At 36.5% G+C, this 14,527-nt stretch carries 15 protein-coding genes and 1 pseudogene; 5 read left to right on the top strand and 11 right to left on the bottom strand.

The window, feature by feature from the left end:
• Positions 1–10 precede the first annotated feature (10 nt).
• Together MKZ18_RS08540 and MKZ18_RS08535 are read right to left on the bottom strand one after the other, a co-directional pair.
• Entirely contained in the window at positions 11–649 is a 639-nt protein-coding gene (locus tag MKZ18_RS08540; RefSeq protein ID WP_144593786.1) for a 5-bromo-4-chloroindolyl phosphate hydrolysis family protein, read from the bottom strand.
• A gap of 189 nt (positions 650–838) precedes the next feature.
• The gene (locus MKZ18_RS08535; protein WP_035320382.1) at positions 839–2,770 is read right to left on the bottom strand and encodes an LTA synthase family protein; all 1,932 of its coding nucleotides are present in this window, start codon (positions 2,768–2,770) and stop codon (positions 839–841) included.
• Positions 2,771–3,418: 648 nt separating this feature from the next.
• On the opposite strand from MKZ18_RS08535, the pseudogene MKZ18_RS08530 reads away from it, so the two are divergent.
• Positions 3,419–3,985: pseudogene (locus MKZ18_RS08530) on the top strand (phytoene desaturase family protein); the annotation flags it as partial.
• A gap of 61 nt (positions 3,986–4,046) precedes the next feature.
• On the opposite strand, the gene MKZ18_RS08525 reads toward MKZ18_RS08530, so the two are convergent.
• Positions 4,047–4,805, bottom strand: a complete 759-nt coding sequence (locus MKZ18_RS08525; protein ID WP_025909168.1) for an SDR family NAD(P)-dependent oxidoreductase — start codon at positions 4,803–4,805, stop codon at positions 4,047–4,049.
• Positions 4,806–4,919: 114 nt separating this feature from the next.
• Between MKZ18_RS08525 and MKZ18_RS08520 the strand changes: the two genes are divergently transcribed.
• Positions 4,920–6,290, top strand: coding sequence for an MATE family efflux transporter (locus MKZ18_RS08520; protein ID WP_062687177.1), 1,371 nt, complete (start codon positions 4,920–4,922; stop codon positions 6,288–6,290).
• Positions 6,291–6,319: 29 nt separating this feature from the next.
• Here MKZ18_RS08520 and MKZ18_RS08515 read toward each other — a convergent pair whose 3' ends face one another.
• Together MKZ18_RS08515 and MKZ18_RS08510 are read right to left on the bottom strand one after the other, a co-directional pair.
• On the bottom strand, positions 6,320–6,598 hold the full coding sequence (locus MKZ18_RS08515; protein WP_186317458.1) for an AbrB/MazE/SpoVT family DNA-binding domain-containing protein: 279 nt from the start codon (positions 6,596–6,598) through the stop codon (positions 6,320–6,322).
• A gap of 362 nt (positions 6,599–6,960) precedes the next feature.
• Positions 6,961–7,359, bottom strand: coding sequence for a helix-turn-helix transcriptional regulator (locus tag MKZ18_RS08510; RefSeq protein ID WP_025912109.1), 399 nt, complete (start codon positions 7,357–7,359; stop codon positions 6,961–6,963).
• 334 nt (positions 7,360–7,693) lie between these two features.
• On the opposite strand from MKZ18_RS08510, the gene MKZ18_RS08505 reads away from it, so the two are divergent.
• Both MKZ18_RS08505 and MKZ18_RS08500 read left to right on the top strand, forming a co-directional pair.
• Complete coding sequence (locus MKZ18_RS08505) at positions 7,694–8,128, top strand: Hsp20/alpha crystallin family protein (RefSeq protein ID WP_025912110.1); 435 nt, start codon at positions 7,694–7,696, stop codon at positions 8,126–8,128.
• Positions 8,129–8,382: 254 nt separating this feature from the next.
• Entirely contained in the window at positions 8,383–9,759 is a 1,377-nt protein-coding gene (locus MKZ18_RS08500) for a YjiH family protein (RefSeq protein ID WP_374700379.1), read from the top strand.
• A gap of 48 nt (positions 9,760–9,807) precedes the next feature.
• Here MKZ18_RS08500 and MKZ18_RS08495 read toward each other — a convergent pair whose 3' ends face one another.
• Together MKZ18_RS08495 and MKZ18_RS08490 are read right to left on the bottom strand one after the other, a co-directional pair.
• A complete protein-coding gene (locus MKZ18_RS08495) occupies positions 9,808–10,515 on the bottom strand; it encodes an anti-sigma factor (RefSeq protein ID WP_340842567.1) in 708 nt (235 codons plus the stop codon).
• Complete coding sequence (locus tag MKZ18_RS08490; protein WP_340842568.1) at positions 10,430–10,849, bottom strand: RNA polymerase sigma factor; 420 nt, start codon at positions 10,847–10,849, stop codon at positions 10,430–10,432. Before MKZ18_RS08490 ends, MKZ18_RS08495 begins: the two co-directional genes overlap by 86 nt.
• 156 nt (positions 10,850–11,005) lie before the next feature.
• Here MKZ18_RS08490 and MKZ18_RS08485 point away from each other — a divergent pair, with 156 nt between their 5' ends.
• Entirely contained in the window at positions 11,006–11,401 is a 396-nt protein-coding gene (locus tag MKZ18_RS08485) for a thiol-disulfide oxidoreductase DCC family protein (protein WP_025907716.1), read from the top strand.
• Between the two features lie 312 nt (positions 11,402–11,713).
• Here the strand turns inward: MKZ18_RS08485 and proC are convergent, their stop codons facing one another.
• Genes proC through MKZ18_RS08465 form a run of 4 tightly spaced genes read right to left on the bottom strand, consistent with a single transcriptional unit; the run spans position 11,714 to position 14,514 of the window.
• Positions 11,714–12,550, bottom strand: coding sequence for a pyrroline-5-carboxylate reductase (gene proC, locus MKZ18_RS08480; RefSeq protein ID WP_283880779.1), 837 nt, complete (start codon positions 12,548–12,550; stop codon positions 11,714–11,716).
• A 1-nt stretch (position 12,551) separates the two neighbouring features.
• Positions 12,552–13,217: a bacillithiol biosynthesis deacetylase BshB2 gene (gene bshB2, locus MKZ18_RS08475; RefSeq protein ID WP_025907714.1), complete on the bottom strand. Its 666-nt coding sequence runs from the start codon at positions 13,215–13,217 to the stop codon at positions 12,552–12,554.
• 15 nt (positions 13,218–13,232) lie between these two features.
• Positions 13,233–13,580 carry a YojF family protein gene (locus MKZ18_RS08470; RefSeq protein WP_340842569.1) on the bottom strand — a complete coding sequence of 116 codons (348 nt, stop codon included), beginning with the start codon at positions 13,578–13,580 and terminating at the stop codon, positions 13,233–13,235.
• A gap of 46 nt (positions 13,581–13,626) precedes the next feature.
• Positions 13,627–14,514, bottom strand: a complete 888-nt coding sequence (locus MKZ18_RS08465; RefSeq protein ID WP_076513688.1) for a 5'-3' exonuclease — start codon at positions 14,512–14,514, stop codon at positions 13,627–13,629.
• Between the last annotated feature and the right edge of the window lie 13 nt (positions 14,515–14,527).

Here is a 14,527-nt window from a genome sequence, read left to right as displayed (position 1 = left end):
AACCCCACCCTTATTTCATTCGATTTATTGGCGCATATTCTTCTTCATTTTGAAAATGTTGTTTTAAAACCTTCATTTCTACATCTAAACTTAGCACATCTTGAGAAAGTGCAGAATTTAAAAGCTGGTCATACTGTGTTGACAGTTCATGTATCACATTTTCAGCCTCATGAATACTTTCTTTTACATCAATACTTTTTGTAGGTTTAGATAATAAAAATACGTAGCGTTCAATAACCGTCACCGTTGCTTGCAAATAGTTCGTAAAAAATGGCTGAACACTTTTATAGCGCGCAGGCTCTTTTTCAACCATATCAACGATACTTTTCCCTACTCTATATAGCTTAGAAAGCTCTGTCCACATGTGAATTGATTTTAGCTTAAAGCGAGAACTGCTAATAACTTTTAATTGCTTACGTGCTTCACGAGCCTGATGCTTGATATAAGCAAGTTCTTCTCTATAAGGGTCTTTATATGCAATTCTAGCGCTTTTAAAAACGAAGAATATTGCTGTTAGTGCAGCCGTACCAAAGCTTAATAAAATGCTATCACCAATCCCTACACCAAACCCTAAATAACTAATTGGAATCGTAGCTGTACCAACAGCCCATACGATAAACAATCGTTTTAAAAATGTCACCACTTTCATGTCCGCTCACTCCTTATCGTCTCTATTTATGTTTAAAATCGTTACGTTTCACTTATTATGATAAGAATATTATACCATTTAACTCCTAGTTCTAAAATAAATTACCTTTATACGTTATATACGAACGAAGAGCAAATAAGTTTCAGTTCCCATAAAAAAAGCGAAGGCATGTTTGCCTTCGCTTTTTTCTTAGTCACGCTTATTGTAATCATATTGAGAACGATCTACTGGTTTAAAGCCTTCTGGGGTATGGAAACGTAATAAGTCACCATATACAAGCTTATCGGACAGCTCAAGCTTTTGTTTTACCAGTTCGTCGTATTTATCATATTTTTTTGCTTCTTCTTCTGGTAATTGCTCACCAGTTTCGTTATTGAATACTTTTTGGTCCACTTTTGTAATCTCAGGAGTTACAAAGTCACCGTTTCTAAACGGAACAATTTCCTGGTGGTCTTTTGAAAGTAAGTCTGTACCAAAGTCAATATAGTCTTTCGTATCAATACCTAATAGGTGCATAACTGTTGGGCGAATATCAACTTGACCACCGTACGTATGCTTCACGCCACCCTCTAGACCAGGAGCATGAATGAATAGTGGTACTCGCTGTAATTGCGCTTGTTCAAAGTCACCTACATCTTTACCAAGAACCTCAGACATTGCACGCTTATGGTTTTCAGAAATACCATAGTGGTCACCATACATAACAACCATCGTGTTATCGTATAAGCCAGAAGCTTTTAAATCATCAAAGAACTGCTTTAATGCCTCATCCAAATAGCGAGACGTTTGGAAGTATTGGTCAACTGATTTATCGCCTGTAGTATGCGGCTCAATTGTTTGATCTTCCTCATCTAATGGATAAGGGAAATGGTTAGATAGCGTAATAAATTTTGCGCTAAATGGTTGCTTTAATTCTTTTAAATAAGGCATAGAATCTTTAAAGAATGGCTTATCTTCTAAACCATAGTTTAGCGTATCTTCCTCATTCATATCGTAATATGCTGAGTCGAAGAATTTATCAACACCAAATGACTTGTACATTTCATCACGGTTCCAGAATGTCTTACCATTACCATGGAATACTGCATTTGTATAACCGTTTTGGCCTAAAATAGCAGATCCAGCTTGATACGTGTTATTTGCCTTTGTTGTGAAAACTGATCCTTGAGGTAATGGGAATATTGAGTTTTCTACCATAAACTCAGCATCCGATGTTTTACCTTGACCTGTTTGATGGAACACGTTATCAAAATAAAGCGTATTTTTATCATTTCTAAGTGAGTTCATAAATGGCGTAACTTCTTCACCATTTAATTCATATCCCATCATAAATGTTTGTAATGATTCAAGTGAGATATAAATTACGTTCATATCCTTAGCTTTACCAAAGTATTCTTCATTTGGCTCAGCGTAAGTTGCTTTTGCGTAGTTTTCAACCTCTGTTACGTCACTGCTGTCAGCTAGAGCTCGTTGAGCTGACGATTTCGAGCTTTGAATAATGTCATAAACTGTATAGTTATATGCACCTAAATATTTAACTAAATAGTTACGGTCAAACGTACGTGTTAAAAGCTGTGGACGATCTGTTTCTGCAATGGCAATATTTGCACTTACAACTAGAACCCCAACTAAAAATACGCTTGTTACCGTACGTTTACTAATTGTTGTAGGTAAATCAAACTTCTTCCACATTATAAGTGCAATTAAAACAAAGAAGTCAATGAAATACAGAATATCTGTTGGCTGAATTAAAGCCATTGCACTTCCACCTAATTGACCAAAGTTATTTGATTGAGTTAAAACAGGTACTGTAATGAAGTCATTAAAGAATCGATAGTACACAACGTTTGCGTACAAAATAAATGATAATAAGAAGTTAATACCTAGTAATGCTCGTACCTTTCCTCTCCCTTTAAATAGTAAGGCAAAAGCAAAAAAGATAATTGCTGAACCGAGTGGGTTCATAAATAGTAAAAACTTTTGGATAAAATTCTCAAGACTTAAATTAAATTCAATTTGATAAACGGCATAAGTTTTAATCCAAAATAACAATACTGCAACTAAAAACAACGGTAATTGCTTAACAAAAATGTTTTTTCCGTTTGTCATGAGCTGTTTCATATTCCCACCTCTATATCTATTTGAAATTTGAGCTCATTTATTTTAGACGTAAATCTGGATGGATGTTAGTCTAAATTCGTAAAAAGAAATCTCCCTTACAAAAACTGTAAGAGAGCTAAACTGTTCTTTCACATTTTAACTCTTTAAAAAAAATTGTCAACACTCTTGCTGTATATTTTATTGAAAACATGAAAAAATAACTAGTTCATTGCTTCTTCTATTTATATGCCCAGCCTGTACAAACATCTACTTAAAAATAAATTTATCCTTATGTTCAATTTATATTTTTCTCAAGCTTTTTATCACCATTATGTTAAGTTTGCCATTCCTACACACTGACAATACGCTGGACACCATGAATTCTATATCTTATGCCATTCCATTTTTTTCTTAAGAAAAAGGACTTCTTGTTCTTTCATTGAAATACTATTCTAAATGTCGTTGTTATGACTGGTACATCATCTATAACTTAGAGGATCGAGAAGAAGAAAACAACCGAGTAGTTTTACTTCCGGTTTCTTTACCCAAATAGAATTGAAACGAAACAGTTGTAAATCATTTTGTTTCACGCCATATGCTTACACAAAATTACGTTTAAGTATATATAGAAAGTAAGATGATGGTCCATAACGAAATGATTTCAAAACCAACAAAAAATACGAGCAGCTTGCTCACCATAACTTCTTTTTCTCAAAAAATCAAAAGCAAGAATTTGATACGATTTTTAATGAAGGTGAAATTGCTTCAGATCCAACGATTTATATTGGTGTTTCATCTAAATCTGACGTGACACAAGCGCCCGAAAGAAAAGAAAACTTATTCATTTTAACGCACGTTCCTTCATTAAAAGAAGGTGAAGACTGGAACGTTATTGAAGAACAATACCGAGATGTCGTTCTTACCAAACTTGAAGCGATGGGTCTTGAAGGCCTACGTGATAGCATTGAATTTGAAGAAAGGTTCACACCAAACACCATCCAGCAGCTATACGGCGCAAATGGAGGCTCTATATACGGCGTAGCAACCGATCGTAAAAAGAACGGTGGTTTTAAAATCCCTGCTCGTAGTCAAATTCTATCAAATTTATACTTTGTTGGTGGTTCTACTCACCCTGGCGGTGGCGTTCCGATGGTCACTCTATCGGGGCAGCTAACTGCTGATGCAATTAATGAAGATTTTCAGTTACCTTCTATTAATAAAAAGCATATCGGATAATAATGATGAAAAGCCCACACACCTGCTCAGATTAAAGAGCTGGAATGCAGGCTTTTTGCTATTAAAAATTCATTTTTGACTGCCCGCCATCTACATTTAAGCTTGCTCCAACAATCCACGAAGCTTTTTCAGATGCTAGAAAAACCACAGCGTTAGCTACTTCTTCCACGGTTCCAAAACGACCTGCTGGAATTTCATTTTTTACAAACTGATTAATTTTTTCAGGATTTTCTTCTAACCGTTTCTTCCAATTACCCGTTTCATGTAGAATACTTCCAGGCGCAATGCTGTTAACGCGTATGCCATAGGAAATCATTTCATCCGCAAATGACTTAGTAAAGCTAATTAAAGCAGACTTGGCGTTATTATACGTTACTTTACCTCCGCTTTCTCGGCCAAAAATAGATGTAATGTTTACAATGGAACCTGTTTTTCGTTCTTTCATATACTCTGCTGCAAGCTTGCTTAAATGAACCGCAGAAAAGTAATTAAGCTCCATCGCTTCATAAAACAATGATAAATCTGTTTCTAGCGCTTGCCCTCCATTGCTTCCGCCTGCATTGTTAATTAAAATGTCGATACCTTGAAAATCTTTTACGACATTTTCAATCAATTGAATGCGCTCGTCTTGTTTCGTCACATCTACTTTATATGTACGGATGTTGGTAAATTTCTGACTTAAACGCTCTAAGTCATCTTCACCTCGAGCTGCAACCGCAACATCTGCTCCTTCTTCTGCAAAGAGCACAGCAATTGCTTGACCAATCCCTTTCGTTCCACCTGTTATGAGCACCTTTTTACCTTTTAAATTTAAATCCATTATAATGCCTCCTTGTTTTTATTTAATAGTAATATATTAACTATTCTTTCGCAAAAACAAGCCTCATCGTGATATAATTTTTCTCGTGTGAACTTGACGGATAGGAGTACAAACATGAATCAAACATTCTCTAAAACGGAAAAAATGAAGCAGTTTTTATTTATCTTATTACCTATTTTGATGACGCAGTTCGGTATGTTTTCAATGAGCTTCTTTGATACGATGATGTCGGGTCGTGTAGGAGCAGATGATTTAGCAGGAGTTGCTATTGGCTCAAGCCTTTGGATGCCTGTATTTACTGGACTAAGTGGTATTTTAATGTCCATAACTCCTATTGTAGCTCAGCTGATTGGGGCTGATAAAAAGAAAAATGTCGCTTTTACAGTTGTTCAGGGACTATATGTTTCAATTATCATGGCCTTAATTGTTATTGTTATTGGATTCTTTGTCGTAAACCCCGTTTTAAACGCTATGAATCTAGATCCAAACGTAGCTCGGATTGCGTTAGATTACTTAGTGGCGTTATCAATTGGTATTTTTCCTCTATTCATTTATACCGTGTTACGTAACTTTATTGATGCACTGGGTCAAACAAGAACATCGATGTTTATTACCCTTCTTGGCTTGCCTATTAACGTTGCGTTAAACTACTTATTGATTTTCGGAAAATTTGGTTTCCCTAAGCTTGGAGGCGTTGGAGCTGGATATGCTACGGCTATTACTTATTGGTGCATTTTGCTCGTGGCAATTTGGATTATCACCAGAAAAGATCCTTTTCAATCATTTCAGGTATTTCGTACATTTTATAAACCCGCTTGGCCTTCATTTAAAGAAATACTTGGGATCGGCATTCCAATTGGATTTGCTATCTTTTTTGAAACAAGTATCTTCTCAGCCGTTACATTGTTTATGAGCGCATATGATACGGTGACAATTGCTTCTCACCAAGCAGCAATAAACTTTGCATCGTTTCTGTATATGATTCCGCTCAGCATTTCAATGGCCTTAACAATTGTTGTAGGATTTGAAGCTGGTGCTAAGCGTTTTGAAGATGCAAAGATGTACAGTCGTATCGGTATTTTACTTGCCGTTTGCTTAGCTCTTTTAGGTGCAGTCTTTTTATTTTTATTTAAAGAAAAAGTAGCTGCTTTATACACAACAGATCCCAAAGTGTTGGCATTAACAACTCATTTTTTAATTTATGCGGTCTTTTTTCAATTATCGGATGCAATTCAAGCACCGATTCAAGGGGCTCTGAGAGGATATAAAGATGTGAACATTACCTTTTTTATGGCGTTGATTTCATATTGGGTAATTGGTTTACCACTAGGATATATATTGGCAAATTATACAGGACTTGCAGCTTTTGGATATTGGATTGGACTGATTAGTGGTTTGGCTGTAGGTGCAATTGGATTAAGCTATCGGCTTAAGACGATTCAAAAGCGCTTTATTTCATCAGCCCAGGCTTCGAAAACTGCATAATAAAAAAGAACGTCCAATGACGTTCTTTTTTATTTGTTTAAAGTACGTTGAAGTTCGTTCAGAAGTTGTTCCGCTCCTTTTTTACTTAGCACGACATTTCCATTAGCGAACGTAAGGTTATCACTCTTAATTTCACCAGTTACGGCACAAGCACCATATGGGCTATATTTCTGTAGAATAATAATGTCTTCATCAACGTATATTTCGACTGGATCACCTGTATTAATATTTAGAATTCGTCGCAATTCGATTGGAATTACAACTCGACCCAATTCATCTACTTTTCTTACAATACCTGTAGACTTCATAATCTCCATTCCTTTCGTACGATGTAAAATGTTCACCTTATGCAATAAACTCTTGTACATCCTCAGTTCTAAAATGCTCTTATTTGGTCCTCATACATGGATTTTGAATCTCAAAATAAGGCATTTCTGTTTTTAAAATTTATGTACAACTTGTATCATATCAATTCAACCTTTATTTATGAATAGTACATAGTCTTTAAAAAATAATCTATCCATATATGTTAAAAGTGTGTATTTAAACCATTTTATACCTATAAATCCATCTTTTTCACTACTGCTGACCCATAATATAACTTTTCCTAACGTGAATTGGACGAAATTCCCTCTTTACAAATATCTTTTTTTCAGTTAAAAAGAGGTATTCATGATTGAATACCTCTTGAAACAACGCTAAAGTTATCGCGAATGGCTTTTTGAATCATTGCCTCACATCTTTCTAGTTCTACCTTTAGCTGCTTTTTATATAGTTTTGCTTTTTCCTCTCCGCCCGCTGCAAACTTGTAATATACTACTTCCTGCAGCTTCATTCCTTCTTTCTTCTTTTTTACTTGTTTTAATACACCATCTTCAATTAAATCATGTAATGCTTTATATACTTCCGAATGATTAGGTTTAAAACCAAACGGTCGAAATTCTTCACGCAGGACATCTAAAAGCCTGAGTCCATATAAGCGTTCTTGCTCGGTCATTGTAATCATATATAACTTTAAAAAAGCACGCTGCTTTAATAGGAACCCACTAGACGTTCGTTTTTCTCTCATAGGTATACCTCCGCTTCAAGTTTACTTGACAATCGCTATATAATAATTATACTTTCTTATTCTCTCATAATCCTGCTTTTCATAACATAAGTCTAAATATTTAACTCCGTTTGAAACTTTTTTACAGCTAAAACAAGAACTTATGTTCCTTATTTTATAATATATACCATCATAGGGGATTTCTTCAACTATCTCGCCTCGTTAAAGATGACATACCACCAATGAACAACATTCAAAAATCATGTCAAAAAAGAAATGATTCCTTCATATATATAAAATGAACCCATAACATTCTATAAATAATCACTTATTACTGACTAAGGAGGCAAATATCATGTCAAAACACTTTGATGATTTAGATTGGAGTTCTCTACATGACAAAGTCGAAGAAATGTTAGGGACTCACTTTTGGAACGACTTTACCACACTTCTCCCTAAAAAATTCCCAGCAGTTGATTTATATGAAACTGAGAAAGAAGGAATTATTGTGGCTGAACTTCCAGGTCTTCAGTCAGCTAAGGATGTAGAAATTAAAGTAGAGCTCAACACGCTTACAATTCAAGGTCAGCTCCCCTACTCCTATGAAGTTGCAAAACCACATTTGAAAATCAATGAACGCCATACAGGTGTATTTATGCGTACGATTAAACTTCCTTTTCAATTTGTAGAAAATGAAATTAAAGCTAAGTATCGCAATGGGTTATTAGAAATTAAACTCTTAAAGCAAGAAGTAAACCAGCAAATTGCAATCGAGTTTAACGAAGAATAAGCAGCCGTAAAACAGCTGCTTATTTTTATTTCATCCCAATACAGCTAGCGATCAAAAAATGCTTTTTATTCCGAAAATTTAAATTAAATTAATAACTTTTACTCTCTTATAAAGTATGTTATTTTTATAACGTTGCTGTTTTAAACATACAATCAATTTATAGATTTATGCATTTAAACACAGCCAGGTTCCGCTCTAATTTCTTCGGAATTTGAGCATACTTCTTTTGAATAACTATGTATGTGCATAATGAGGTGAAAGTATTGAAACAACCCCTTACTGAAAAAAAGTTTGCTTTATCAACTTTATTGATATTCTTACTCCCTTCTCTACTAGGGATTTTCTTGTTTATTGTTCCTTTTTCTTATAAGGGAGAACTAACCATCCCTATTGCTATTTTAGCAAATGCTGTACAAGCAATGCTTGAGAGTCAGCTTCCATTAATAATGACAATCATCGTTGTTGCAACAGCTGTTTTTACAATCTTATTTAAATTAACAAAGCCGGATTTTATAAAGAATAGTCCTTTTCTATCTTCTCTTTTTCTTGTTAGTTGGGTGTGGACTATTACGCGCTTGGTTGGTGCTGTATATGTCATCTTAACTTATTTTAAGATTGGACCTGAGGCTGTTTGGTCGGAAAACACAGGTGGGACGCTTTTATATGATTTAATTCCCGTATTGTTCTCTGTATTTTTATTTGCTGGTCTTTTACTACCTCTTCTTTTAAATTTCGGTTTATTGGAGCTATGTGGTGCTCTATTTACAAAATTTATGCGTCCAATTTTTACGTTGCCAGGGCGTTCATCCATTGACTGTCTTGCATCATGGTTAGGTGATGGAACAATTGGTGTATTATTAACGAGTAAACAGTATGAAGAAGGTTACTATACAAAGCGTGAAGCAGCGGTAATTGGTACCACTTTTTCAGTCGTATCCATTACGTTCACAATTGTTATTCTTTCATATTTAAAGCTAGAAGCATATATTATTCCTTACTACTTAACGGTATTGCTTATTGGGTTGGTTTCAGCCATTATTATGCCGCGTATCCCCCCGTTATCAAAAAAACCGGATACGTATCATGAAAATGCTAAAGATCATACCGTGGCAGACGAAACAATTCCAAAAGAGCATACGTCCTTTTCATGGGGAATGAAAAAAGCGTTGGATCGAGCAGAGAATAATACAGGCGTTAAGGCATTCTTTAAAGATGGAATTCAAAACATCCTTGATATGTGGATGGGCGTTGTACCTGTCGTAATGGCAATTGGTACAACTGCGTTAATCATCGCAGAATATACGCCGCTATTTAAGTGGATTGGCTTACCTTTTGAGCCATTATTAGCTTTATTGCAAGTACCAGAAGCAGCCGAGGCAGCTCAAACTATGGTTGTTGGGTTTGCTGATATGTTCCTACCAGCTGTTATTGGATCAAGCATTGAAAGTGAGCTTACTCGTTTTGTTATCGCGTGTGTGTCTGTCACACAGCTCATTTATATGTCAGAAGTTGGTGGCTTACTACTAGGGTCAAAGATTCCAATTAAATTTATGGACCTTGTAATCATCTTCATTCTTCGTACGCTTATTACGCTTCCAATTGCTGTTATCGTAGCAAACTTACTGTTCTAGTATGTAAAAAAGGTATCATCAAAATTTGATGATATCTTTTTTTATTAATTATAATGCGGAGCTAAGCACAATATCACCTTGTGGTAATTTATTATTAGCACTAGGCTCCAAAGTAATTGCCATCGTATCCCACTTTTGTTTCCGCTGCTCTTCTGTCATTTTATAAATCACTGTTCCGTTTCCTTGTTCATCCGCTACAAACGCACCTGCAGGAACCGGCTTGTCATCTTTAATAAGCCAGACTTGATAGACTTCATCTTTTTGAAGTTGTTGAAGGCCACTTGCTTGAATGACCACGTTTGCTTTTCCATTGTCGTCCACAATAGAAGCTGTTGTCTTTCCTTTTTCAGGGTTTGTCGGCTGTAAAGTAACCGTTTGAATAGAAGTCGCAGGCTCAGAAAGTTTCGGAGACTCACTTACCTCCTGCTCACTGTCTGACTTTAACAGTAGATACCCATTTCCGACTAATGAGAAAAGTAAGCCCGCTGCTAATAACGGGATCCACCTGCTAGTAGACCTTATCTTATTCTTCTGCTTAATTTCTTCTTTATGATGCGATAGTTCACTCACTCGTTCATCTTCATGAAATACATTTGCTAATACGCGTTCTTTCATACCTGGAGGAAGCGCTTGCTCTGCTGCTAAAAATGTTAAGTCACCAAGTACTATTTCAAGTTCTTGGAGCTCTTCTTGACAGCTTGAACATGTTTGAAGGTGTGACTGGAAGCTTTTCCTCTTGCCACTCTGCTTCTTCATCTGACTTTGCCTGCTCATCCTCTATATAATCAAACACTTCATCTGAAAAAATAGGATCTGATTTTCGCTTTCGAATTAAATCAATCGCTGTGTTTCGCGCAATTGTAAAGAGCCACGAAGAAAATTTCCCTTTTCCTTCATGATAAATACCTTTCCCTCGCCATATTTTAACAAATACTTCCTGTACAACTTCTTCAGCCAAATGAGGCTGGTTTGTTAATCGATACACAAAAGAGTATAAAACTCGTTCATACTTGTCATATAACAATTCAAGAGCAGCTTGATCTTTTTGCTTTATTCGGTTGTATAAAATAACATCATTTTGTTCTTTCATACCTTTCTCCTTTAACTCATCTGAGTCCTTATTATATAATCGTAATAACGTATCTTTTTGGATCATTTTACTTACATCTTTTAAACGTACCTTTCTTTTTGCTAAAACACAAGTATAAATAGGTTAAATGATACCTGAGCAGGAGGCTTTTTAGACGTGAGAAAAATTATTTTATTTGATGGTGTGTGCAACCTTTGTAACCACAGCGTTCAATTCATTATTAAGCACGATCAGCATGCTTTATTTTCATTTGCATCCCTACAATCAGAAGCTGCCGCTCATTTATTAGGGGAGTTTAACTTATCAAGCAATCAGCTTGATAGCGTCGTTTATATTGACGGCAATAAGCTTTACACTGAATCCACTGCTGCTTTAAAAATTGCTAACCATCTAAAAGCACCTTGGAAATTTGCTTCTATTTTCATTATCATTCCAAAACCTCTTCGCAACTTTTTTTATAAAATCATTGCTAAAAACCGCTATAAATGGTTTGGAAAACAGAGTGAGTGCATGATTCCAACACCAGATATGAAAAAGCGATTTATTGATTAATTCTTCGCAAAAAAAAGAGTCTGGGACATAACAAAATGAGTGCTTCTAAAAGACGAACACTAGCTGTTCCCATCTCTTTGATTTGTCTCAACACGTTCGTTCCATTGCGCTACGGCCACTCGCTTTCCGCGGGGAGGAACCTGAGCTTCCTCGCTGCGCTGCGGGATCTCAGTTTTCCCTCTCTTTCCCGCAGGAGTCGAGTGTCCTACGCTCCATTTCACTCTGTTTCCAACATTGTTTTCACAATCAACAAAAAACCTGAACGATTAAAAGTTATGAACTCTCAATGGTTCAGGTATAGTAAGGACTGAACTACTTATGTCTCAGTTTCTCTCTCTTTACACCTTTAATGCTTCCATTAGCCTTTGAATTGGTAGCGTCTACAGCTCGATGAATCATTTCTTTAAAACGATGCTGCTCCATCACTTTTAAACCCTCTGCTGTCGCACCTCCAGGCGTTGTTACCTGCTTCCTTACAGCTGATGGGTTTGCTGCATGTTTAATCAAATTAGCCGAACCTGACATCATCTGCACAACAAGCTTTTGGGCAAGTTCTTTAGACACTCCGTAGCTCATAGCTGAATCAATTAATGCTTCTGAGAAATAAGCGACAAACGCAGGAGCACTCCCTGTAATAGCGGTAAGATATCTCACTTCATCTTCTGTGCAAAGCTGAGAGGATCCTATGCTATTTAAAATAACTGTTAACGCTTGTTTATGACTTTCACTCAGTGAGCTTCCAACGGCATACAGCGATATTGACTCACCTATTGTAGCGGCTGTATTTGGCATGATCCAAGCAACCGCTGTATGAGCTGGCAACCTCTCTTCTAAATAACTAGGCCCAATTCCCGCTGCTACTGTAATGACAAACTGATTGGTTACAAGCTTAGAGAGTTTTTCAAGAACTTCGTCATGTACCTCAGGAGGCATTGCTAAAACAATAGTTGTAGCATTTTTAACTTCTGCTTCCCAATCTTGCGTCACGTCCACAACATACTTTTCTTTAAGCTCTGCTAAACGTTTTTTATCGCGTTGATTTGTCATCACGATACGTTCATTCATAGAAGCATTCGTATGAATTAACCCAGCCGCAATAGCTTCTGCCATTCGCCCTGCTCCAATAAATAATACCTTTTGATTTGTCATCTTAGTCGTCCCATTTATACGTCCAGAATTCTTCTCGTAGAAGCATTCTTTCAAGCTGCGGGTTGGATAACAAAGCATCAACCTCCACGCCGTCAAACATCGCTTCTGTTTGTGAACGGTGCGCCTTTAATGCCTCAATCTTCTTTGCTTTTACACTCGATACATCGATAACAACGTCGGGATTACCAATATGCTCGATGCGATCATGTGAGAAGGCATGACACCAAACGATCGGGCGCTCTTCTTTTGGCATTCTCTTTACCGCATGAAGCGTAGCTGCTCCAGTTGCGTTATGGTCAGGGTGAACCGCAAAGCCTGGATAGTGAGTAATGATATGAGTTGGCTTTACCTCTTGAATAATAGATTCAAGACGATCGGCAAAATCTTCAATATCTAAAAACTCCAATGTTTTATCACGTAAACCCATCATACGTAAGTCTTGAATATCAAGGACTTCAGCTAAATCCTGAAGTTCTTTTTTACGAATCTTAGGAAGCGTTTCTCTGTTAGCAAACAACGGTCTTCCCATATTTCGTCCCATTTCACCTAACGTAATGCAAGCATATGTAACCGGTGTTTCTTTTTGCCTTGCTAGCGTAATCACTCCAGCTGCTCCAAACGCTTCATCGTCTGGGTGTGGAAATACAATTAATAATCGTTCTTGCACAATAATTCTCCTTTCTTACTCAAACGGTTTTTCACTTAATTGAAACGCAACGGCTAGACGACCATCCGAATCATGGCCCGCTAATAGTAATCTGTTATGGTCATCAACTTCCCAATCTGTTAAGCCTTCCGCATAGATCCAGCCTAAATCAATTTGAAGTCCTACTCGATATGGCCCTCCACCTGTAATTTTGCCGCCTGATACGTTCACTTTCCCATTGCGGATAAATGCTCCTACGTTCATTGCCTTTGCATTTACATGAGACGCATATGCTCCATTTGTTGTTTCAAGATGAACATATATATCTTTATGAAAAAAAGTTTCTAATTTTGCTTGTACGCTTTCTTTATCAATTGGTTGCAACGTTTTTACTCCTTTCAAGCTTTCCTCTTTTTTATTTTACTAAAAATTACGTTTGAAGCATAATGTTTAGTTCTAGCCGGTTTATTTCTACTTCCCACAGTGATAAATTTCGCTCAAATTTTAGTTGAGGCCACTCGGTCAGATTAACCGCTTCAATATCCGTATCAATCTTTACAAGCTCTAGGCTCAATTCAGCTAATTCTTGGCCGCTCTTTAGTTTTTTCTTATATCGATTAAAAGTTACATCTAAATCGTCAACCTGTGCATAAATTCCTTCAATTGAACCATATTGTTGTATAAGAGGTAATGCAGCTTTTTCACCCACACCAGGAACACCTGGAATATTATCTGACTTATCACCTAACAAAGCTTTTACATCTACCCACTGAGTGGGAGATATGCCATATTCAGCTTTAAAGTCCGTAGCTGTATACAAAACATCACCAATTTTTGGCTTCGCCACAATTTGCGATACATGCTCATTTAACAGCTGAAACAAATCGCGATCATTGCTGTAAATATATGCTGGAGACTGTTTTTGTTTTGTCCATTTTAACGAAAAGGCACCAATAACATCATCTGCTTCATATAGTTCAACTGAGAGCTGAGGAATTCCTACAGTTTGAAAGAAAGTACGCAGCGTTTCATACTGTTGAATTAATGATACTGGTAAATCATTTCTCGTTTCTTTATAAAAACTATATGCTTGTTTGCGTTTTGTCTCGTTACGCTTTACATCCCATGCGACAACGATGTGCGTTGGCTCATATTGCTTAATTAAATTATTCATCTTTTGAACAACTACACGCAGCGCATTTGTAAATAAACCTTTGCTATTGCGAGGTAAATCAGCTTCTTCTCGCCCATATGATGTAGCAAAGTAGCATCGGCTCAGCAAATTAAAGCCGTCAATTAATAATAATTTTTCGCTCAAACAAACACGTCCT

It is taken from the genome of Priestia sp. FSL W8-0001, from assembly GCF_038050335.1.
GTDB classification, from domain to species: domain Bacteria; phylum Bacillota; class Bacilli; order Bacillales; family Bacillaceae_H; genus Priestia; species Priestia flexa.
Note: the sequence above shows the minus strand (reverse complement) of the source record. Positions and strands in the feature narration are given on the sequence as shown.